Source organism: Aminobacterium sp. EBM-42 (genome assembly GCF_001896635.1).
GTDB classification, from domain to species: Bacteria; Synergistota; Synergistia; order Synergistales; family Aminobacteriaceae; genus Aminobacterium; species Aminobacterium colombiense.
In genome coordinates this window covers 87493-107291 of record NZ_MPPC01000010.1, presented here as the reverse complement: position 1 = coordinate 107291, position 19799 = coordinate 87493, and the positions used below count along the sequence as shown (strand labels likewise).

Annotated in this window: 23 protein-coding genes and 1 tRNA gene; 3 read left to right on the top strand and 21 right to left on the bottom strand. The window is 45.4% G+C overall.

The window, feature by feature from the left end; all coding sequences use genetic code 11:
* Window positions 1–15: 15 nt before the first annotated feature.
* The 18 genes from gmk to selA all read right to left on the bottom strand — a co-directional run bounded on the left by gmk (window position 16) and on the right by selA (window position 14127).
* Entirely contained in the window at window positions 16–600 is a 585-nt protein-coding gene (gmk, locus tag BUC50_RS02535) for a guanylate kinase (RefSeq protein WP_041459351.1), read from the bottom strand.
* Complete coding sequence (locus BUC50_RS02530) at window positions 584–847, bottom strand: DUF370 domain-containing protein (protein WP_013048472.1); 264 nt, start codon at window positions 845–847, stop codon at window positions 584–586. Before BUC50_RS02530 ends, gmk begins: the two co-directional genes overlap by 17 nt.
* A 5-nt stretch (window positions 848–852) precedes the next feature.
* Window positions 853–1737, bottom strand: coding sequence for a YicC/YloC family endoribonuclease (locus tag BUC50_RS02525; protein ID WP_013048473.1), 885 nt, complete (start codon window positions 1735–1737; stop codon window positions 853–855).
* 26 nt (window positions 1738–1763) lie between these two features.
* Window positions 1764–2891: a GTPase HflX gene (gene hflX / locus BUC50_RS02520; RefSeq protein WP_244392471.1), complete on the bottom strand. Its 1128-nt coding sequence runs from the start codon at window positions 2889–2891 to the stop codon at window positions 1764–1766.
* Window positions 2884–3510, bottom strand: coding sequence for a lysophospholipid acyltransferase family protein (locus BUC50_RS02515; protein WP_213700208.1), 627 nt, complete (start codon window positions 3508–3510; stop codon window positions 2884–2886). The genes hflX and BUC50_RS02515 overlap by 8 nt, the downstream gene beginning before the upstream one ends.
* Entirely contained in the window at window positions 3507–4280 is a 774-nt protein-coding gene (cmk, locus tag BUC50_RS02510) for a (d)CMP kinase (RefSeq protein ID WP_286677127.1), read from the bottom strand. The genes BUC50_RS02515 and cmk overlap by 4 nt, the downstream gene beginning before the upstream one ends.
* 8 nt (window positions 4281–4288) lie before the next feature.
* Window positions 4289–5011, bottom strand: a complete 723-nt coding sequence (locus tag BUC50_RS02505) for a pseudouridine synthase (protein WP_273015776.1) — start codon at window positions 5009–5011, stop codon at window positions 4289–4291.
* Window positions 5012–5014: 3 nt separating this feature from the next.
* Complete coding sequence (scpB, locus tag BUC50_RS02500) at window positions 5015–5557, bottom strand: SMC-Scp complex subunit ScpB (RefSeq protein ID WP_013048478.1); 543 nt, start codon at window positions 5555–5557, stop codon at window positions 5015–5017.
* On the bottom strand, window positions 5529–6302 hold the full coding sequence (locus tag BUC50_RS02495; RefSeq protein WP_013048479.1) for a segregation and condensation protein A: 774 nt from the start codon (window positions 6300–6302) through the stop codon (window positions 5529–5531). The genes scpB and BUC50_RS02495 overlap by 29 nt, the downstream gene beginning before the upstream one ends.
* A 12-nt stretch (window positions 6303–6314) precedes the next feature.
* Window positions 6315–7310, bottom strand: coding sequence for a tryptophan--tRNA ligase (trpS, locus tag BUC50_RS02490; RefSeq protein ID WP_013048480.1), 996 nt, complete (start codon window positions 7308–7310; stop codon window positions 6315–6317).
* Window positions 7311–7369: 59 nt separating this feature from the next.
* Window positions 7370–8146, bottom strand: a complete 777-nt coding sequence (locus tag BUC50_RS02485) for a Nif3-like dinuclear metal center hexameric protein (protein ID WP_286677126.1) — start codon at window positions 8144–8146, stop codon at window positions 7370–7372.
* A gap of 85 nt (window positions 8147–8231) precedes the next feature.
* A tRNA-Ile gene (locus tag BUC50_RS02480) sits at window positions 8232–8308 on the bottom strand.
* A gap of 107 nt (window positions 8309–8415) precedes the next feature.
* Window positions 8416–8598 (bottom strand): ferredoxin, encoded by a 183-nt coding sequence (locus tag BUC50_RS02475; RefSeq protein WP_013048538.1) that lies wholly within the window; start codon window positions 8596–8598, stop codon window positions 8416–8418.
* 73 nt (window positions 8599–8671) lie between these two features.
* Entirely contained in the window at window positions 8672–9469 is a 798-nt protein-coding gene (locus BUC50_RS02470) for a phosphoribosyltransferase family protein (RefSeq protein WP_273312376.1), read from the bottom strand.
* The gene (locus BUC50_RS02465) at window positions 9466–10341 is read right to left on the bottom strand and encodes a 4-(cytidine 5'-diphospho)-2-C-methyl-D-erythritol kinase (RefSeq protein WP_286677125.1); all 876 of its coding nucleotides are present in this window, start codon (window positions 10339–10341) and stop codon (window positions 9466–9468) included. The genes BUC50_RS02470 and BUC50_RS02465 overlap by 4 nt, the downstream gene beginning before the upstream one ends.
* 83 nt (window positions 10342–10424) lie before the next feature.
* Window positions 10425–10664: a Veg family protein gene (locus tag BUC50_RS02460; RefSeq protein ID WP_013048541.1), complete on the bottom strand. Its 240-nt coding sequence runs from the start codon at window positions 10662–10664 to the stop codon at window positions 10425–10427.
* Window positions 10665–10760: 96 nt separating this feature from the next.
* Window positions 10761–12701: a selenocysteine-specific translation elongation factor gene (selB, locus tag BUC50_RS02455; protein WP_213700756.1), complete on the bottom strand. Its 1941-nt coding sequence runs from the start codon at window positions 12699–12701 to the stop codon at window positions 10761–10763.
* Window positions 12694–14127 (bottom strand): L-seryl-tRNA(Sec) selenium transferase, encoded by a 1434-nt coding sequence (selA, locus tag BUC50_RS02450; RefSeq protein ID WP_052292810.1) that lies wholly within the window; start codon window positions 14125–14127, stop codon window positions 12694–12696. Before selA ends, selB begins: the two co-directional genes overlap by 8 nt.
* A 198-nt stretch (window positions 14128–14325) precedes the next feature.
* Between selA and yedF the strand changes: the two genes are divergently transcribed.
* On the top strand, window positions 14326–14913 hold the full coding sequence (yedF, locus tag BUC50_RS02445) for a sulfurtransferase-like selenium metabolism protein YedF (protein WP_013048544.1): 588 nt from the start codon (window positions 14326–14328) through the stop codon (window positions 14911–14913).
* Between the two features lie 25 nt (window positions 14914–14938).
* On the opposite strand, the gene BUC50_RS02440 is transcribed toward yedF, so the two are convergent.
* The 3 genes from BUC50_RS02440 to lepA are packed head-to-tail and all read right to left on the bottom strand — an operon-like array spanning window position 14939 to window position 18477.
* Window positions 14939–15511 (bottom strand): hypothetical protein, encoded by a 573-nt coding sequence (locus BUC50_RS02440; protein ID WP_013048545.1) that lies wholly within the window; start codon window positions 15509–15511, stop codon window positions 14939–14941.
* 45 nt (window positions 15512–15556) lie between these two features.
* On the bottom strand, window positions 15557–16669 hold the full coding sequence (gene hemW / locus BUC50_RS02435; RefSeq protein ID WP_013048546.1) for a radical SAM family heme chaperone HemW: 1113 nt from the start codon (window positions 16667–16669) through the stop codon (window positions 15557–15559).
* Window positions 16666–18477: a translation elongation factor 4 gene (gene lepA / locus BUC50_RS02430; protein WP_013048547.1), complete on the bottom strand. Its 1812-nt coding sequence runs from the start codon at window positions 18475–18477 to the stop codon at window positions 16666–16668. The genes hemW and lepA overlap by 4 nt, the downstream gene beginning before the upstream one ends.
* A gap of 350 nt (window positions 18478–18827) precedes the next feature.
* Between lepA and purC the strand changes: the two genes are divergently transcribed.
* Together purC and purS are read left to right on the top strand one after the other, a co-directional pair.
* Window positions 18828–19547, top strand: a complete 720-nt coding sequence (gene purC / locus BUC50_RS02425; protein ID WP_013048548.1) for a phosphoribosylaminoimidazolesuccinocarboxamide synthase — start codon at window positions 18828–18830, stop codon at window positions 19545–19547.
* A complete protein-coding gene (purS, locus tag BUC50_RS02420; RefSeq protein ID WP_013048549.1) occupies window positions 19548–19799 on the top strand; it encodes a phosphoribosylformylglycinamidine synthase subunit PurS in 252 nt (83 codons plus the stop codon). It begins immediately after the preceding gene.

The window sequence follows — 19799 nt, the reverse complement described above, 5'->3', positions numbered from 1 at the left end:
ACTTAAACCTCCATTCTATAAACAGCACTCAAGGTTGTAACTTGCAATAATACGTTTTATTTCCAGGGCCGCGCGAAGAACAGAATCATTTACTACAACATAATCATACATATGCATTTTTTCCATTTCTTTAAGGGCATTGCTCAGACGAAGCTGCACTGTATCCTCTTCTTCAGTCCCTCTGTTGCGAAGCCTCCGTTCCAGCTCCTCTTTAGATGGGGGCATGATAAATATAAGCACTGAGTCATCAAAAGCATTTTTTACCTGAAGAGCCCCTTGCACATCTATCTCCAAAACAACATCGACTCCAGCCTCAAGAACTTTTTCCACGTCAGACTTTAGAGTCCCGTACAAATGCTCATGAACAACTGCCCATTCAAGAAATTTTTTCTCTTCGACCAATTTTTTAAATTCTTCTTCACTCAAAAAACGATAATCCACACCATCCCTCTCCCCGTCCCTTGGTTGGCGGGTGGTGCATGAAATAGAATATACGAGATCTGGCATCTGTTCGAAAAGAGCTTTTCTCACTGTCCCCTTTCCTGCGCCACTTGGGCCGGAAATTACAAACAACTTCCCCCTCTTACTTGTTTTCTTCATTATCTGGCTCTTCCTCAAATCGATTTACAATGGTTTCAGGCTGAATGGCAGAAAGCACAACATGATTGCTATCTGTAACAAGAATAGCACGCGTTTTTCTCCCCTGAGTCGCGTCGATCAGACGGCCCTGGTCTTTTGCTTCTTCTTTCAAGCGTTTGATCGGAGCAGAGTTTGGATGGATAATCGCTACAATCCTTTCTGCCACAATCATATTACCAAACCCTATGTGAACTAAACGATAAGACATCCCAATCACTCCACATTCTGTACTTGTTCTCGTATTCGCTCTAGAGCTGTCTTAGCTTCCACCGCAAGCCATCGTATTTCTGCGTTCGTTACTTTAGATGCAACAGTGTTCACTTCTCTGTTCATTTCCTGAATCAAAAAATCCATTTTCCGTCCTTCTGAAGATGGGCTGTTCAACACTGTCTGGAATTTTTCAATATGGCTCTGTGCGCGAGCCAATTCTTCTGATATGTCCCATTTATCAGCTATGAGAGCAATTTCCTGAGCTATCCTGCTTTCTTCAACCGCAGGGCCATTGTCTTCAAATATTTTTTTGATCCGTTCTCGCGTTTCTTCAACGGCACTATCTCGGGCCTTCTCCCATTGCTGTAAAATCTGGCCTGTCAAAGACGAGAAACTCTCTAAATTGGTTTTGATATCCAGTTCCAGATCTTTCCCTTCGGTCTGACGCATCTTCTGCAAGGAATCCACTGCTTTTGCCACCATAGAATCAAGGGATTTCTCTATATCTTCCTCTAGAGATTCCCGCCCAGAAGCTGAATCAGTAACCCCCGGCAAATTAAGCAACGACTCTAGTCGTATAGCTTCTTGATTTCCCAATTTTTCCTGCAATCCCTTTATCTGATGATAGTAGTTTTCAAGAATTTGCCCGTCAAGAGAAACCGCACGAAGATCAGAAGACCATGTAACTTCTACACTAAGTCTTATCTTTCCCCGCCTTATAGATTGTCTTAATCTATTGTTCAGCGACGGCTCGCAATATGAAAGCTCCCTTGGCAGCCGTATGGAGATATCCTGATACCTATGATTAATTGTAGACATTTCCACTGAGAGCGTTCCCCATGAAAATGTCTGGCTTTCCCGGCTAAAACCTGTCATGCTCAACAGCACTATAAATCCTCCCATCTATTTTGGAGCTACTTTGCCATCTTATTAAACAGCTGATACTCCACTTCTTGCAATAGTTCTGTTACGCCTACTCCTGACAGAGCGCAAATAGGAAGCACTTTAGCTTTGCTTCTGCCTTGAAGGCGAGTTTGAAGAAAAGGAATCAATGAAAGATCTATTTTGTCTATTTTATTCAAAACGATGAGGCGAGGTATGGCTCCTGCCCCAATATCAGACAAAGTTTCCTCCACCACATCAAGTGTTTCCATTACATCTGGCATACTCCCATCAAGAACGAGGAGAATGAGTGACGATACTGAAATTTCCTCAAGGGTTGTTCGGAAAGCAGCAATGAGAGCAGGAGGAAGGTCCCGTATAAACCCAACAGTGTCAGAAACAAGCACATCATGTCCATCTGAAAGTTCAACCTTGCGAACGTATGTGTCAAGAGTTGAAAAGAGCTGGTCCGCAACATACAAGTTTCGTCCATGACTCAATTGCTGTAAAAGAGTAGATTTCCCACTATTTGTATAACCGGTCAGTGCTACAGTCGGTATTCCCGCTTTTTCACGTCTATACCGTTGGAATGTCCTCCTCTTCCTAACCTTTACGAGCCTCTCGTTAATATCCCGCACCCGTCGTTCGAGTTTGCGGCGATGGCGCTCAAATTCCGTTTCGCCTGGGCCACGGGTACCTATGCCTGCTCCAAGCCGGGACATTTGGCGCCCTAAACCTTTCAGATGTGGTATTTCGTATTGGCACATGGCCAGCTCTATCTGCAAACGGGCCTCTGTTGTTCTCGCCCTTCTCTCAAATATTTTCATAATGACAAAAGGACGATCCCAGATCTCAATCCCTAATATTTGCTGCAAATTCAGCCGTTGTCCCGGAGTAAGCTGTTCGTTGCAAACGAACAGATCCGCCTTTACCTCTTTACAAAAGAGGGCGCTCTCTTCTGCCTTTCCCTTGCCCAGCATATAGGCTGGGTCAGGCTTGTCTCTTCTTTGAATAACCTCACCTGCCACATCTATGTTCAGATTTACAAGAAGCATCTTCAGCTCGTCTAAAAGGATTCGCGGGGTATAGTCCTGGGCAGGTATATCGAGAGCAGCAACAACTGCTCGTTGATGACGCGCCCCGCCGTCTATGTCAATCACTCTTTTCAAGATTTTCTAAAGCCTCGTACACTCTATCCAAAAACTGTTGCCGGCTATCTTTGGCAGACAGGCCTGTCTCCAATTCCCTGGGGTAGATGGCCTCGCCGAAAGTCACTTGGATGCGGTTCGGCCGTACAAAACTCGCTCCGGGAGGCATGGACTCGAAGCTCCCTTTAATAAAGGCAGGGATAACTGGCGCACCGCTCTTCATGGCGATTAACGCTACCCCTCCTTGCAAGGGCTGAAGTTTGCCATTAAGGGATCTGGCTCCTTCTGGAAAAAGAAGCACATTTTCTCCTTTTTCCAATAAGTCCAAAAAGGCTTTCAGGGCTGCTCCTGCACTTTGCTGATCCTGTTTCTTTACAGGAATGGCCCCCAGTGTCCGTATTAGCAGACTCATCCCCAAGGTTGAAAAAAGTTCTGATTTGGCCAGATATCGCAAGCGTCTTGGAAATAAAGCCCCTATTATGATTGGGTCAAGGTTGCTGCAATGGTTAGCCACTACAATTACAGGATCTTCTTTGGGCAAACTCGCGAGCCAGCGGACAGAAAGACGATTATAAAGCTTAAGAACAATAAAGCAGAATATTTTTGTCAGTGTATAAAATAAGTGCCTCATAGAACCACCTGATTGCTATTTTCCTTTACTAATCGAACAAGATAATCAACAACTTCATCCTCTGTCATAGAAGACGTATCAACAAAAATTGCATCTGAAGCCTGGCACAATGGCGCTATTTCGCGATTTGAATCAAACTGGTCACGATTCTGGATCTGTCGCAGCACCTCATCAAATGATACTTTTTCTCCCCGCTCTAACAGCTGCAAGTGCCGTCTTTTCGCACGGACGCTGTCACTGGCGGTAAGGTATATTTTAATAGTTGCGTCAGGGAAGACCACAGTACCCATATCTCTTCCATCAGCTACTAGCCCCCCTTCTTCTGCCTGCTCACGCTGAATGGAAAGCAGACAGCGCCTGACTGTCGGCAGAGCGGCATAGCTAGAAACAATACTATCAACCCTTGGAGAACGAATATGTTCAGTTACGTCTGCACCGTTAATATAAACACAGCCATCGCTCAGAGAAACTTTGATCTTAGAAAGAATTTCCGTCAGATAAGGGCTTTCTACTGGTTCGAAACCCATAGCGTTCAAATAAAAGGCCAATGCCCTGTAGATCGCGCCTGTGTCAAGATAATCCAACCCTAGAAGTTCTGCTACTTTTTTTGCAACAGAGCTTTTGCCTGCCCCCGCTGGTCCGTCAATCGCAACAACAAGATTTTTCATTATCATTGATTGCAATTCTCCCATCTCTTCAAAGAAGCATACGCTGCAGCATATGTGCGCAGACATGAAATCCTTCATGTTGGAAAGTTTTCCCCATTTCATTACGAGATTTAGACGATACCGCCACGCTCTATTTTCTTTAAAAGTTCGTCTTGAGAAAGCTTTATAGTTTGTCCTTTATTAAGATTTCGCAACTCCATTCTACCAATTCTACGCCGAATAAGCACCATTACCTTATACCCTAGATGCTCAGCCATTAAACGAACCTCTCTTTTCAGACCCTCAGTGATCGATACTGTGACCCATCGGCCATAAGGTGGTCTGCAAAGTGGTTGGACGGAAAGGGGGCGTACAAATCCCCCTTCTATTTCAAAGCCCTTAAGCCACAACTTCATTTTTTCTACCGTCAACTCTTCGTTTAACAGTACCTCGTAATCTCTTTTTATATTTGACGAAGGGTGCATAAGAAAGTGAGCGAAATCCCCGTCGTTCGTTAAGACGAGCAATCCTTCGCTTTCTTTATCAAGACGCCCTACCGGAAAAAGACGAAACTTTGAGTAGGCGGGGGGGAGAACATCGATCACTGTCATGTCAAAGCGGTCTTCCACCGCACAAACGACCCCCTGAGGTTTATTCATTACTATGTAGACCCTGCTCTCCGGAGATACTTCTTTTCCGTCAAGGGTTACTGTGTCCGTTTCTTCTACTGTGGTAGAGAGATCGCGGACAACCCTTCCATTCAAGGCTACGCGGCCTGATAAGACAAACTCTTCTACCTTTCTGCGGGATGCAAGGCCGCATGAAGCAAGATACTTGTTCAATCTAATTGCCATTGGTTAGTGTTCGCTCTCCTCCACACTGTATTCTTCCACTTCTTCGAGAGTGGGAAGTTCCGCTATTGACTCAAGACCAAAATGTTCAAGAAAAGTTTCGGTAGTCCTGTAAAGCAAGGGAGATCCTGTCCCTCGCCTTCGCCCCGCAATACGTATAAGGCCATGGGAAAGAAGGGTTTCAAGTACCCGTTCACACCTGACCCCTCTGATTTCTTCAATTTCCGCCCTCGTAACTGGCTGGTTATAGGCTATTACAGCAAGACTTTCAACAGCTGCGCGGCTTAACCGCACTTTTTGACGTAATGCCGTTTCTCTGAAAATAGCCACGGTTTCGGCAAACTCAGGGTCTGTGCATAGTTCCCAACCCTCTGCCACTTTTCGCAGGGTAATTCCATGATCCTGGGCATAATGGTCTGAAAGCTCTCCTAACGCTGAGCATACAGCTTCCAGAGATTCATCCAAATGCATAGACAGTTCCTTCTCCGACACAGGTGTAACAGCGACAAAAAGGAGAACCTCAACGTGTTTGGCTAGAGATGATAACATCTCCAAACAACTCCTTTTGTGTAATGGATATGAGTCCAGTCCTAGCCATTTCCAGAAGAGCCAGGATCGTAACCACAAGAACAGAACGAGTGGAAGTCCCTTTGAGAACGTGAGAAAGGGATAAAGAGGAATGATCTTCTAAATACGCCCTGAGCTCTTCTATTTTTCTGTCGATTTGTATTTCTTCAGGCACTGCCGCAGGAATTCCCCGCCAGTTTCCAATGGATTGTTTTTCTATATTCGACATTGGCTCTTTTCTGCTATGGGCAGCGATCAGCTGCCACCAGAGATGGCTTAAACTGTAAAGATCTCCCAGGTCGTAAGATGGGACTTCCTCAACAGCAGCTGCTCTCTTAAAGAGATTATCCTGCTCCTCTTTTTTTTCTATAAGGCGAAAAGCTGCCTCACGATAGGGTCTGTACCGCAAAAGGTGCCCCAACAATTCTTCTTCAGAAATAGGATCTTCGGGAGGGGAGCTTTCTTCCCCATCAGTCTTATGCTGACCAGGCAATAGCGCCATAATCTTTTCAAGAACCAGCCCTGCTGCAAGGGAAAGAAACTCTGCCACCACATATATAGACACCTTTTTAGAATGGGACAGATAGGCCCCGTAAATATTAACCAGGTCTGAAACCTTTATCTGAGTGGCTTCAAACTGGCGACTCTCTACGAGATAACAAAGAAGATCTAAAGGCCCTGAAAATCCCTCTATCTCCACCTGGAGGGGGAAGGTCCCTTTTTCCACACTCTATCTCCCCTATCCCCTGGGGACAAAACCAATAGAATTTACTATCTCGTCGATGGTTTGCTGAGCTAAAATCTGTGCTCTTTCTGCGCCAGCCAGTATGATATTCCTCAAGTTCTCAGAATGGGATTCGTAATATCGGCGTCGCTCATGGATAGGTTCCATCACCCGCTTTACATGCTCCATAAGCATTTTTTTACACTGAACGCACCCTATTCCCGCTGTAGTACATCCTTTTATAATTTCTTTATGCTGTTCCTTGTCATCATTAAAAACTTTGTGCAGATCCCAGACTGGGCATTTTTCCGGATCCCCAGGATCTGTTCTGCGCTCTCTAGCGGGATCTGTAATCATGGTCCGAATCTTATTCCACATTTCTTCTGGAGAGTCAGCTATATCTATGCTGTTTCCATAAGATTTGCTCATTTTTCGACCGTCTGTACCTGGTACCTTGGGAGTCGGTGTCAAAAGCATTTGCGGCTCAGGGAGTATTTCTCCATAAAAATTATTGAAACGACGGGCCAGCTCTCTACTGATCTCAAGATGGGCGCTCTGATCCTCCCCTACCGGAACCATCTCTGCCTTGTAAAGAAGAATATCTGATGCCATAAGAACTGGATAACCCAAAAAAGCATAGGTACCTAAGTCTTTATTCTGTATGTTTAATATCTGCTCTTTGTAGGTTGGATTCCGCTGAAGCCAGCCAAGAGGGGTTATCATGGATAAAGCCAAATGGAGCTCAGCATGCTGGGGAACATGAGACTGCACAAAAATTGTACTCTTTTCAGGGTCAAGACCAGCCGCAAGCCAATCTAAAAGAACCTCCTTGCAGTTTTTTCGAATCCTGCTGCTATCTGCGTAATCAGACATCAAAGCATGCCAGTCAACAATACAGTAAAGACATTCGTATTCGTTCTGAAGGCGCACCCAATTTGTTAGAGCCCCGGCCAAATGGCCCAAATGAAGTTTTCCTGTAGGTCGCATGCCGCTGAAAACTCTTTTTGCCATGTTTCTCCACCTCATTTATTTGAAATAAAATTAAAAAATAATCTTTGACTACTGTTATTTTACTCGATTTGAAGTCTGTTAGGGCCTTTATCTTTAAGTTGTACTACAGGAAGATTAGAGAGGGCCATCAGCCTGCAAAGGGCGGCCAACGAATATCGCTCCATTTCGCCGTGATCCACAACACAAAGGGCCATGCCCAAAGAGCATGCATCCAAGATCTGATGATACTTCATGTCAGCGGTAATATAGACATCAGCGCCCTTATCAAGGGCGGCAGTCCAGAGATCACCACCGGATCCGCCGCAGAGGGCAGCAGTCTTCACAATTCTATCTGGTTCCCCATATCCGGTCACCCATGACAGATTCCAGTCATTGCGAAGCTTAACCATCAAATTTTGCAGGGAACAAGGTTTTAGCAAAGATCCCCATGCCCCAAGCCCCTCAGAGTTTTCCATTGGAAGCAAAGGGAGAAAGCCCTCTTTCAGCAAAGGTCTTGCAAGCTGTACATTAACGCCTTCACGCGCCTTGTCCCAGTTAGTGTGCACGCTGATGACAGCTATACCATACTCAAGGGCCTTCTGAATAACCAGAGAGACAGGGCTTTCAAGATCGATAGTTTTCAGCGGCGAGAAAATAAGAGGGTGATGCACCACGAGACAATCACATTTTTCACCTCTAGCCTCTTCTAAAACATGTACGTCTGGATCCAGGGCCACTCCTATTTTTGAAGCCCTCCACTGCGAGCTTCCTACCATAAGACCAACATTATCCCATGGTTCTGCAAGACTCAGGGGAGCAAAGGTATTGATATGATTTATAATATCAATTACTAGCATCTTTTCACCTCCAAGTTCCTACTTTACGGCAATCAAACTATATAAAAAATGCCGCTTCCTACAGGGAAACGGCATTAACCTTCAATGGTGGGCCTACCTGGACTCGAACCAGGAACCTTCCGGTTATGAGCCGGTGGCTCTAGCCACTTGAGCTATAGGCCCTAAAAGAACGCTGACCATTATACGCCCCTTCCCCCTCTAATTGCAACCCCTGCTTCGTCAAAATTACCCTTTAGCAATTAAAAAGGGGGATTCCAGCCAAAGAGAATCTATTCCTCTACTGTTATGCAGGCTACTGGACAGCTATCTGCTGCATCCTTAGCACATTCTGCACCTTCCGGCTTCATTACCTTTGCAACCCCGGCATCTTCATCTAAAGAAAACACCTCGGGGCAAATCTGAGCGCACACACCGCAACCGATGCACTCATTTTGATCGAGACTTACACGCATGAAGACCGGTCACCTCCTCCTGAAGCAGGATTTTATATCAGGTCGATGCATGAGTCAAACTTTGTCCTCAAACTTATTTCCAAAAAGCCACTTCCGGAGTAGACTTACCCATACTTTTCAGGCTGAATAAAGCTGTATAGTCAGACACAGCCTTTATCTCTGGTTCCGCAGAAGCAAGGAAAACTCCTATGCCGCATACTTCTGCGCCAAATTCTTTGGCAACAAGCAGCATCCCCGCCGCTGTGCTTCCGCCCCTCATAAAATCGTCAACTATCAAGACTCTGCTGCCACGTTCCAGTTGCTTTGTTCCCATATACATTGCTCTCACTTCCCCTGTTTTTGTCGGGAAATGAACGGCTACGGCAGAACCATCACTGGGACGGTTGCGGAACCGGCAAACTGCAAGGGGAACGCCGAGAGCATGGGCAGTAAAGAGCCCCAGAGGAATTCCCTTAACTTCAGTTGTCATAACGATATCAGGTTTCGTTGCCTGGAAATACGTCGCCATAATAAGCCCAAGACGTGACGCATAATAGGGATTAAACAGAATATCGCTGTAATAAATAAGCCCGCCGGGTAAAATTCGATCCTCTTGGGAAAGCAGGTCTTTGATCTCCAAAAAAAGCTGGCCTTTTACATTTTCAGACATAGAGGGGATAAAAGAAGCTCCGCCTGTACGGCCTCTGTCTACCTGTATGCCCCCAAGACCTTCCTGGGTCAGCGCCGAATCAATCAGTACCACGTCATCACTTATAACAGTTTTTGAAACGCCAAAATCGTTCGAAAGAGCTGTGAGTGAAATTTGCCGAGACGGCGTTGTCAAAAAACGGCATACAGTCCTGATGAGACGTTCCGTTCTCTGTCCTTTCAACGATCATCACTCCAAAATAAGATTTGTTGGATCCATTCCATCTTTTCAAATTGTGAGAGCTTAACCGGTTTACCATTTGCCGGGAACAAGGCGAAAACACTGCTTCCGCTGCCAGACAACCCATAGCCCAATGCATTGGAACTCTCACATTCATTAAAAAAAGCTTCATATTCAGGATGTTGTTCCGCCAGCCAAGGATAAAAATCATTGGGTAGAAACCCTACATTTTCTCCCCTCAGAAGACTTTGGTAGATTTTTTCCACCTCTGCCAGGCCAGTCCACTCATTACAGGGGAAACTGCCCCCCTTATCCACTCCGTAAAAGGCATCTACACCTGCGTAGGCAAGGGACGTAGACACCCCCCATCCAGGGATGGCGACAACTATCTGCATGGGCGGCAACGGCCCTCTGCAAGCTGATTTTTCTCCTTTCCCCACAACAAGGGAAAGGAAATATCTGCTGTAAAGGAAGGAAACATCTGAACCGATCTTTTCAAGAATATCGGAAGTCACTTCGCTTCCTTCGAAAAGCCGAGCCCATCGCAAGAAAGAAGCCGCATTGCCGCTCCCAGCCCCCAACCCTGTTCCAGGCGGGATCTGCTTAGCGAGGGCAACATGTAAACCAGGAAGACTCCATCCTTTACTTTCAAGACACTCTATTGTCTTTTCTACAATATTTTTCCCATCTATGACGATATGGCCAGTTGTGGCAATTTCCCTGACATTATTATCTTTATATGTAGAAATTGTCAATGACTCCATCGCCGGTAAACGTAAAAACAGGGAGACCAGGTTATGATAGCCATCTCCCCTTTTTTCTGTAATTCTCAAGGTGAGGTTTAATTTCCCATCAGAAGAAAGGGTGTATCGCATATTATCGACCTCCATATCCCACAGCAGGCAAAAAAATACCCCGGCGTGTTGAACGCCAGGGTTTTGTTGCATTACAAGGTTTATTATGTATTGTTACCGGACATAGGCTCTAATTCTACTTCTTTTGTTAGTAGTTCCGCATAACTGAACGAAACCTTACTGTCTTGAGACTCCACATAGAGGGTAAATAGATTCGGATAAACCTCAAGAACAACTCCCTGTTTCTCTTCAATTTTGCGACGTCCTTTGGATGTCCGGTACTTCACGCGCATTCCCTTGTACAATGCTACTTGCTCACGAATTGAGGCAAGATTTCCAGCCATCCAGGGTCACCTCTATTATAAATAAGTTTCACGAATTATAACACAAAAATGCAAAAAACACAAACAATATGGCTGGAGTCTTGCAATTTTGTTACCTTATTTTTGACTTTTTTGTTCCAGTTTATGAAGAAGCAAGACTCGTTTCTCCCCCACTCGACGAGTATACCCCCTGGCATCCAAATACTCGAGAAGGGGAAGAACGAATTTTCTGCTGCTTCCAGTTATATCACGAACTGCAGCGATAGTGATGTCATCTTTGATCTCTTTAACAATTGTAATAAACTTCTCCTCTACATCTTTCGCCAAAACAAACTTTCCGCCAATAACGAAGGCCTCCCCCCGTTCCCGTAAATCCTTCAAGAAAAGAGAGAATTCCTTTTCTCCCATGGAAAGACCATGCTGCAGCTCATCTATAAGGGGCAGCTGAAATTCAAGGTTCCCGCAAAAAATCTTGAACTCGTCAAGCTTTTTAAAGAAAGCGCTGTCGTCCTGAGGAACAAAATCAGGCAAGCGCATCATGTTGCTATCAATAACAAAAATATTTTTCTGCGCCATGAAGTCGATCAACAAACGAGCCGTTTTTCTCTCTATACTTTTAAGGGGGCCGGTAAGTATATCGTCGATCATTGCGCCAGCCTGGTGAGGGCGTTCTTCGTGAAATGCTTTCAAGAAGGCAGCAATATCATGCTGGTAGTGGGCGAAGGTATCCTGAGACATATAGCAATCCACCCCCGAGGCCAGCAGAACTATCTTGTTATCCTTTTGCAGCTGACGAGCCATTTCGTCCACATCAGCGGGAAGTTCCTGCAAATCCACAAGGATATTTTCTCTGGAAATGCTTCCATGGAAACGCACCAGAATTTCCATTCTTTCTTTTGGCCCCTTTGCGTCACGCAACTCTTCAAGACACTGTTTATAAGCACCTTTAGCCCCTTTCCCCTTGGGTTTTTTACCGTAAGCAAAGAGGATTCTTCCGCCGCCGATGGTTACCAGCGGACTGTAGAAACGAATGACAAATCGCTGATCTATGGTGGCCACAACGCCTTCTTCCATAACCAATTGAGCAACAGCTGATTCCCCAGGTAAAAGAGACGTTTTATCAAAAAGTGAAACCCGGGCAATCACATCAGCCGTCCCAACATGAAGGCGTACCCGCTGCCAATGCTTTAAGGGTTCCGAAAAGGAGGTGAGAAGAGAAAGTTCAACATCGAAACATCTGGTCTCTCTGTAAACATCACGGGCACAAACTACATCTCCACGAGTCAGCTCATCTAAAGAAACGCCCGACAGACTCATGGCTACACGCTGGCCAGCCCAGGCAACATCCACAGTATGACTGTGCACCTGTACACTTCGAACCCGTACATCCTGATCTGCGGGAAGAATTGAAACTTCCATCCCGGGCCCTACTTGCCCCTTATAGGCCGTACCGGTAACGACCGTTCCAAAGCCTGAAATGGGAAAGGCCCTGTCTATGGGCATAAAAAAAGGTCCCCGCCTTGTACGAGGCTGAACCCTATCTATTAATTTAGCTAATTCCTCCATAAGAAGGGGAATATTTTTATTTGTCACTGATGAAACGGGGACTACCACCTTCCCCTCAAGAAAAGTACCTTGCACAAAATCAGTAACGTCGGCAATAGCAAGCTCCAAAAGCTCTTCATCAACCAGATCAGCCTTAGAAATGACAATGACTCCGTCATGCACTCCAAGAAGATTGAGAATGGCCAAATGCTCTCGTGTCTGGGGCATAACTCCCTCATCTGCAGCCACAACAAGCATAACGGCATCAATGCCTGACGCGCCGGCCACCATTTGACGAATAAACTTCTCATGTCCTGGCACATCTACTATGCTCACAACGCGGCCATCATGAAGCTTAAGAGGGGCAAAGCCCAATTCTATGGTTATGCCTCTCTTTTTCTCTTCGTTCAGCCTATCACAACTTACCCCCGTCAGCGCCTTTACCAGAGTAGTCTTTCCGTGATCGATATGGCCGGCTGTCCCTAGAACGAGAGATATTTCCTTCTCATTCACCTTTCTTCACCTCCAGCAGCCACGCCAGCCCCTGAAGAATCCGCTCATCATCTTTGTCCATCAGAGTCCTCACATGAAAGATCAGAGAGTCTTCACTGGCTCCCGCAACTATAGGCATCTCTGCCTGACGCAACAGGGTCTGAAGAGTGCCGGCACTTCCAATGTGTTGAATTTTCAATGCCACCCCATATCCTTTAAGCCTGGTTACCGGGAAGGCCCCCCCGCCAACAGCATCGTTTACTTCGACCACGGCTGGCTCCAGATGGGGAAAGGTTTTTTTGATCTTACGGCGTAGAGCCTGGGCTTTTTTCCTGAGATCTTCCACCTTTAATGTAAGCATGCTCAATGTGGGAATTTCATTCCATCGCCCCTGCAAATACATTCGAAGAACTTTTTCAAAGGCGGCCAGCGTCATCTTGTCTACACGCAACGCACGCAAAAGAGGATAGGTGCGAAGTCTGTCAATGAGGCTTTTTTTGCCCACAACCGCTCCTATTTGGGGACCTCCCAGCATCTTGTCTCCTGAAAAGGTGACGAGATCCACTCCCGCCATAATACAATCCTTTACAGTGGGTTCTCCGCAAAGTCCCCACGGAGAAAGGTCTATAAGAACCCCGCTTCCCAAATCCTCCATAAAGATTACGTTTTTTTCCTGGGCCAAATGGCTCAGTTCTTCCCGAGGCACAGAGGAAGTGAACCCCTCGATTCTGAAGTTTGAAGGGTGCACCTTCAGCACCATGGATGTTTCATCTGTAAATGCCTGCCCATAGTCTTTCAGATGGGTACGGTTTGTAGCGCCAACTTCTACTAACCTAGCCCCTGAAAAGGCCATAATATCCGGGATTCTGAAGGAACCACCTATCTCCACCAGTTCTCCCCGTGAAACAATAACTTCTTTTTCCCTTGCCAGAGCCGCCAGGCATAAAAGGACAGCTCCCGCATTATTATTCACAACAACAGCAGCTTCTGCGCCTGTAAACTGACAAAGGAGCCATTCTACATGGGCGTTACGCTGCCCTCTTTTGCCTTCTTTTAGATCAAACTCAAGGGTGTTATAGCGCGCCGCAACCTGACAAACTGCTTCCACGGCCTCAATAGGCAGGCAGGAGCGTCCCAGATTAGTGTGCACAACCACCCCAGTGGCGTTCACTATAGGCTGTAAACTGAGAGCAACTCGCCCTTTCAAAACAGCAATTGCTCTTTGATTAATTCCGTCTATGGATGTTTCTACTGCTTCGTCATGGAGAACGGCTTTTCGCGTTTCCGCCAAAATAGAAGAAAACACATTTTTAACCATTTCTCGCCCCAGCTGCTCCTCGTAAAAAAGAACCCATGGCTCACTCAGCAACTCGTCCATTGCGGGAAGATTTTTTAAAATTTTGTTCTTATTTGATTCCACCGCAGCTCCCTGCCTTCCTAATGGCATCGTCTATGCCTTTCATCTATAAACTAGAAAAAAACAAGAGAATGGGATACATTATAATTATTATTCCTAAAAACTGTATCGCTCTCTATATAGGCACTATTCTAACCGATAATGAAGATTAACCGCGCAAGGAGGCAAACATAAATTCATAAAGCTTCCCTTGCCGCAGCCCATATAACAAGAATGGAGGAAACAACAATGACAAAGAAAATTGATGCCCGAGGAAAAGCATGCCCCCAGCCGGTCATGATGACTAAGGAGGCCGTAGAAAAAGGAGAAAGGGACCTTGTTATTTATCTTGACAACCCTGTAGCCGCATCGAATGTACAGCGTTTTCTTTCAAAACAGGGATTTTCCATGTCCCTCCGGGATGAAGAAGGCCACATAATTATAGAAGCCAAGGCACAGGGGAACCTTTCTCCTGTTCCTACCCTAGTACAAGCCCAGGACAACAAAACAGCGATTTTGATCACCCGAATCATTCTGGGCGGAAAAGACGCAGAGCTTGGAGAAGTTCTCATCAAAGGCTTTTTAGGAACTCTTGCCCAGCTCGAAGTTCCACCTGCATCCATAGCCCTTATGAACGAAGGCGTTAAGCTTGCCAACAAAGGAACACCCACATGCGAGCACCTTCAAGAAATAGCAGCAAAGGGAACGACAGTGCTCGTGTGCGGCACATGTACCAATCATTTTGGAATAACGGATAACGTTGGCGTAGGCACTATTTCAAACATGTTTGAAATCACTGACACTCTGCTTAAAGCCGCAAAAGTAATATCCTTTTAGAGTTGCCTGATCATCCAGCATTGCTTTAGAGCCGTAACGGAAGAGAGCTGAACACCATGTTTAAAAGAAGGGACGCGGCCTCTTCCGTATTTTTTTCTGGAGTGAGAGCTTCAAATAAATCTTTGTACTTCTCGACCTCCGGAACATAAACGATCTCGAAATCTTCACCAGTCTCGTCTCTGCTCGTATGAGGGGCTGTTTCATCAAAAATAACCAGCCAGCCGGGAAAGGTTATGCCCATAACCGCCCAATCCATTTCGGGAACTTCTGTCAATGGGCCCAACACTGTGGATGATTTATGGACAAGCTCGTCGTTCTCCAGCCATACTCCTAGTTTTTCCGCTTCATTCCCCACCAATAGAACGAGGAGTCCACTTTGATCATCCGCCGCATAAACTCTCAACATGTTTTTTATGCAATACACATAGGATGATGACACCTCAGATACGTAATCGAGATAGTTCCTGAGATCTTTCTCCACTTCCAACTCATAGCCTTTGGGCGGCCTGGTTTTTTCTGCATAAAACCGGGGGATCTCAAATAAGAGATGTTGAAATAAGTCTTCGTTAGCGTTAGAAAATTTCAGCAACCAATACACTGTCCTCTTCCTTCCTTCCTTCCTAAACTTATTGTATTTTTGGAGCTAGATAATGAGCGACCATATAGCGTTGGCCACTCTCATACCCTTTCTGGAGAGAGCCAGAGACGTCCCGTTCATGAGAAGGCAATCTTCTGGCACATTTTGCAGATCACTGAGGATGCTATTAAAGAGTTTATCCCCAAACCGCTGTGTAAAAAGAGAGATATCAATACCCTGAGAAGTTCGCAAAGCTAGTACAGCAAATTCTCTACCCCTTTTTTCTAAGTCGAGGCACTCTTTCCCCTCTACTGCAGATTTATCTTGAGATATCCTGTCCACGTACTCAGCTAGGGTTCTTACATTCCAGAAACGGACCCCATCATTATAGCCCCACGCCGAAGGGCCGAGGGGCAATACGTTCTTTTGGAACCAGTACGCTTGATTGTGACGACACTCACAGCCAGGTTTGGCAAAGCTCGCAATCTCATATTGAGAAAAGCCTTTTTCTTCCAGATACCACTGAGACCATCGATAATGACCATATCCATTCTGCAGACCGGAAGGAGGCATTTTCCCCCAGACAGAGCCCTCTTCTATAGAAAGCTGGTAGATCGAAAGGTGCGATACTCCTGAATGGACCAGACCAGAAAGGGAGTGATGCCATTTTTTAAGAGACTGGCCTGCAAGTCCGAACATGAGGTCGCCGCTTACATTAAAACCATATTTCAAAAGCTGATCAACAGCCCATAGAGCCCGTGTTGCGGTATGATGCCTTTTTAGCCATAGAAGTTCATCGTCCCATAGACTTTGTATCCCTAGACTAACCCTTGTTACACCCCAATCCTTCCACAAAGCCATATGCTCCACTGAGAGAGATTCAGGATTGGCCTCGATTGAAATTTCTGTATCCAAACAACGTTCAAGGTGGGTCACAAGGGATTCTATAAGTCTCTGCCACTGCAATACCGAAAGGCACGTGGGAGTGCCCCCCCCTACATATAAAGTATGGATAAGGGGCTTTTCGCCATATTGGCGATCCCACCACCGCAACTCCTTCTCTATAGATCGAACATAAGCATCTTTTTCATCGTCTGTCCCTCTCTGGCTATAAAAAGCACAATAGGGACATTTTACAGAACAAAAAGGAACATGAAGATAAACAGAAAGGGGGTCTATTGTTCATCCTCCTCATCAACCTTGAGAAAAGCAAGGAACGCTTCCTGAGGAATTGAAACCTTCCCCAACTGCTTCATTCGTTTTTTTCCTTCCTTCTGTTTTTCAAGCAGTTTTCTCTTTCGAGAAATATCTCCGCCATAACATTTAGCCAAAACATCTTTACGAAGGGCTTTAACATTCTGCCGAACGATAACTCTTCGTCCTACAGACGCCTGGATCGGCACCTCAAAAAGCTGTCGTGGAATAAGCTCTTTCAGTTTTCTTACCACTGCCTGTCCCCGATGAAATGCCGCATCTTTGTGACAAATAAATGAAAAGGCATCGGCTGCTTCTCCGCTGATAAGCACGTCTACGCGCACCAGGTCTGCCGCACTATACCCGCGATAGTCGTAATCGAGTGATGCAAAACCCCGAGTTTGTGATTTTAGTTTATCATGAAAATCAAGTATAAATTCGGCTAAGGGCAAATCATAGACTAAACGAACCCTCTCCGGGGAAAGATAATCCATGGATACGTAGTTTCCACGCTTATCCTGGCAAAGCTGCATAGCTTTCCCTACAAACTCTGAGGGCAAAAAGGTTGTAAGGCGAATAATGGGCTCGCGCACCTCTTCAATTTCTGATATGTCGGGAAAATCCGAAGGTCGGTGGGCCTCTATAATATCTCCCTCTTTTGTAGTTATTTCATATAGAACGTTAGGAGCGGTAGCCACAAGATCTACGCCAAATTCTCTGTGCAGACGCTCTTTCGCCACGTCCATGTGCAATAGTCCCAGAAAGCCGCATCTGAAGCCAAATCCAAGGGCCTCGGAAGATTCTGGCTCGAAGGTAATGGATGAGTCGTTTAGGGTCAGTTTTTCAAGGGCATCACGAAGCTGAGGATAATCATCTCTCTCCACAGGGTAAAATCCGCAGAAAACAACTGGCTTTACCTTCTTGTACCCTGGCAATTGTTTGACCGCTGGTTTCTCATAATCAGTAATAGTATCTCCCACATGGGCCTCAGCTACTGTTTTGATATTGGCTATGACATACCCCACTTCCCCGGCTGAAAGGGTTTCCACAGGTTCGAAAAGAGGTCTGAAAACTCCCACTTCCTCTATTTGATAAGACGAGCCCGTCACCATGAAACGAACATTCTGACCAGCCGTAATGGTGCCATTTACAACCCTGACATAACAGATAACACCACGATAATTGTTATAAACGGAGTCGAAGATCAACGCCTGAAGGGGGGCTTCCGTATCTCCTTCTGGTGCCGGAACCTGGGCTACAATCCGTTCAAGAATATCCTGTATGCCTATTCCTTCCTTGGCGCTTGCTAAAATAGCGCCATCAGCGTCTATACCGACAACTTCCTCTATTTCTTTTTGAACCGATTCCGGGTGGGCTGATGGAAGGTCAATTTTGTTGATGACCGGTATTATTTCAAGCCCCTGGTCTACCGCCATATAGGCATTGGCCACCGTCTGGGCTTCCACGCCCTGGGATGCATCAACCACAAGCAGAGCCCCTTCACAGGACGCAATAGACCTGGACACTTCGTAGGTAAAATCCACGTGTCCTGGGGTGTCGATCAGATTCAGTATGTATTCGTTGCCGTCCTTACTCTTATAACTCATTCTCACCGGCACAAGTTTGATGGTTATTCCCCGTTCTCGCTCCAGATCAAGGGAATCAAGAAGCTGAGCCTTCATTTTTCTAATTTCCACCGTCCCTGTATATTCAATAAGACGGTCGGCCAGCGTTGACTTCCCATGGTCAATATGGGCGATAATACAAAAGTTGCGTATTCTAGAAAGACTCATATTTAAACTATTCCCTCCGCTTCTCCTCTTTCGAAGGCAGTTGTCTCTTCATTTTTAACAAAATTCCGAACCATATACACTATAATTATTACAAACCACCATTCTACAATTATAGATGAACATATATTATACAGAAACAAATGACATTATACCCGAAAAGACATTCCAAACATATTTCTTGATAATGCCTCTGACTTGCCATCAGACAGAGACAATAAAAAGGCTGGGAAGCCTTTTTTCCCATACATAAACGCCCTTTCGCAATCTCTCGAAACAGAAGAGGTAAAGGTTGACATTTTTCAGGCTAAGAATAATAATGTAAGCATATACCCTTTTTGGAGGTGCCTTACATGGTAAAAAAAGAGCTTTTATATGAAGGAAAAGCCAAAAAAATGTACAAAACAGATGATCCAAATATGATTATTGTAGAGTACAAAAATGACCTCACGGCGTTCAATGCCCTGAAAAAGGATTCTATTGAAGGGAAAGGTTCCCTCAACAACGCTATTAGTGCTTCTCTTTTCGAGTATATGAACGAAAATGGCATACCGAACCATTTTATCCAGAAAATTGACGATACTCACCAGATTGTAAAAAAAGTAAGAATCCTTCCCGTCGAAGTCGTGGTTCGGAACATTACCACCGGAACCCTTTGCAAACGCCTTGGCATCGAAGAAAACATCCGTCTCCCCCGTCCCCTAATAGAATTCTATTACAAAAATGACCAGCTCGGCGATCCCCTTATCCTTGAAGACCATGCCGAACTCTTTGGCTGGGCTACAAAAGAACAAATTTCCTTTATGAAAGAAACATCTTTGAAAGTCAATACACTGATGAGTGCCTATTTTGACACTCTGAATATCATTCTGGTGGATTTCAAGCTTGAGTTCGGGGTGGATGCAAATGGCACTATTCTTCTGGCCGACGAAATGTCACCAGACACCTGCCGTTTTTGGGATAAGACCACAATGAAAAAACTTGACAAAGACAGATTCCGGAAAGATCTTGGCGATGTTCTAGGCGCATACAGAGAGATCTGGCGTCGTATTTCTGAAAAGGAGGCAAATTAAATGACCTTTAACGTAAAACTTTTAGTCTATCCAAAAGAAGAGGTGCTTGATTCTCCGGGAAAAGCCGTTGCCGGCTCCCTTTTATCTTTAGGGTATTCTTCTGTAAAAAACGTGCGCATTGGACGCTATATCCAGCTATTGATCAATAGCGACACGGCAGAAGAGGCACGTCAGCAAGTGGAAAAGATGTGTGATGATCTTCTTGTAAATTCCCTTATTGAGGAATTTACCATTATTTCAGTGGAGGCATAG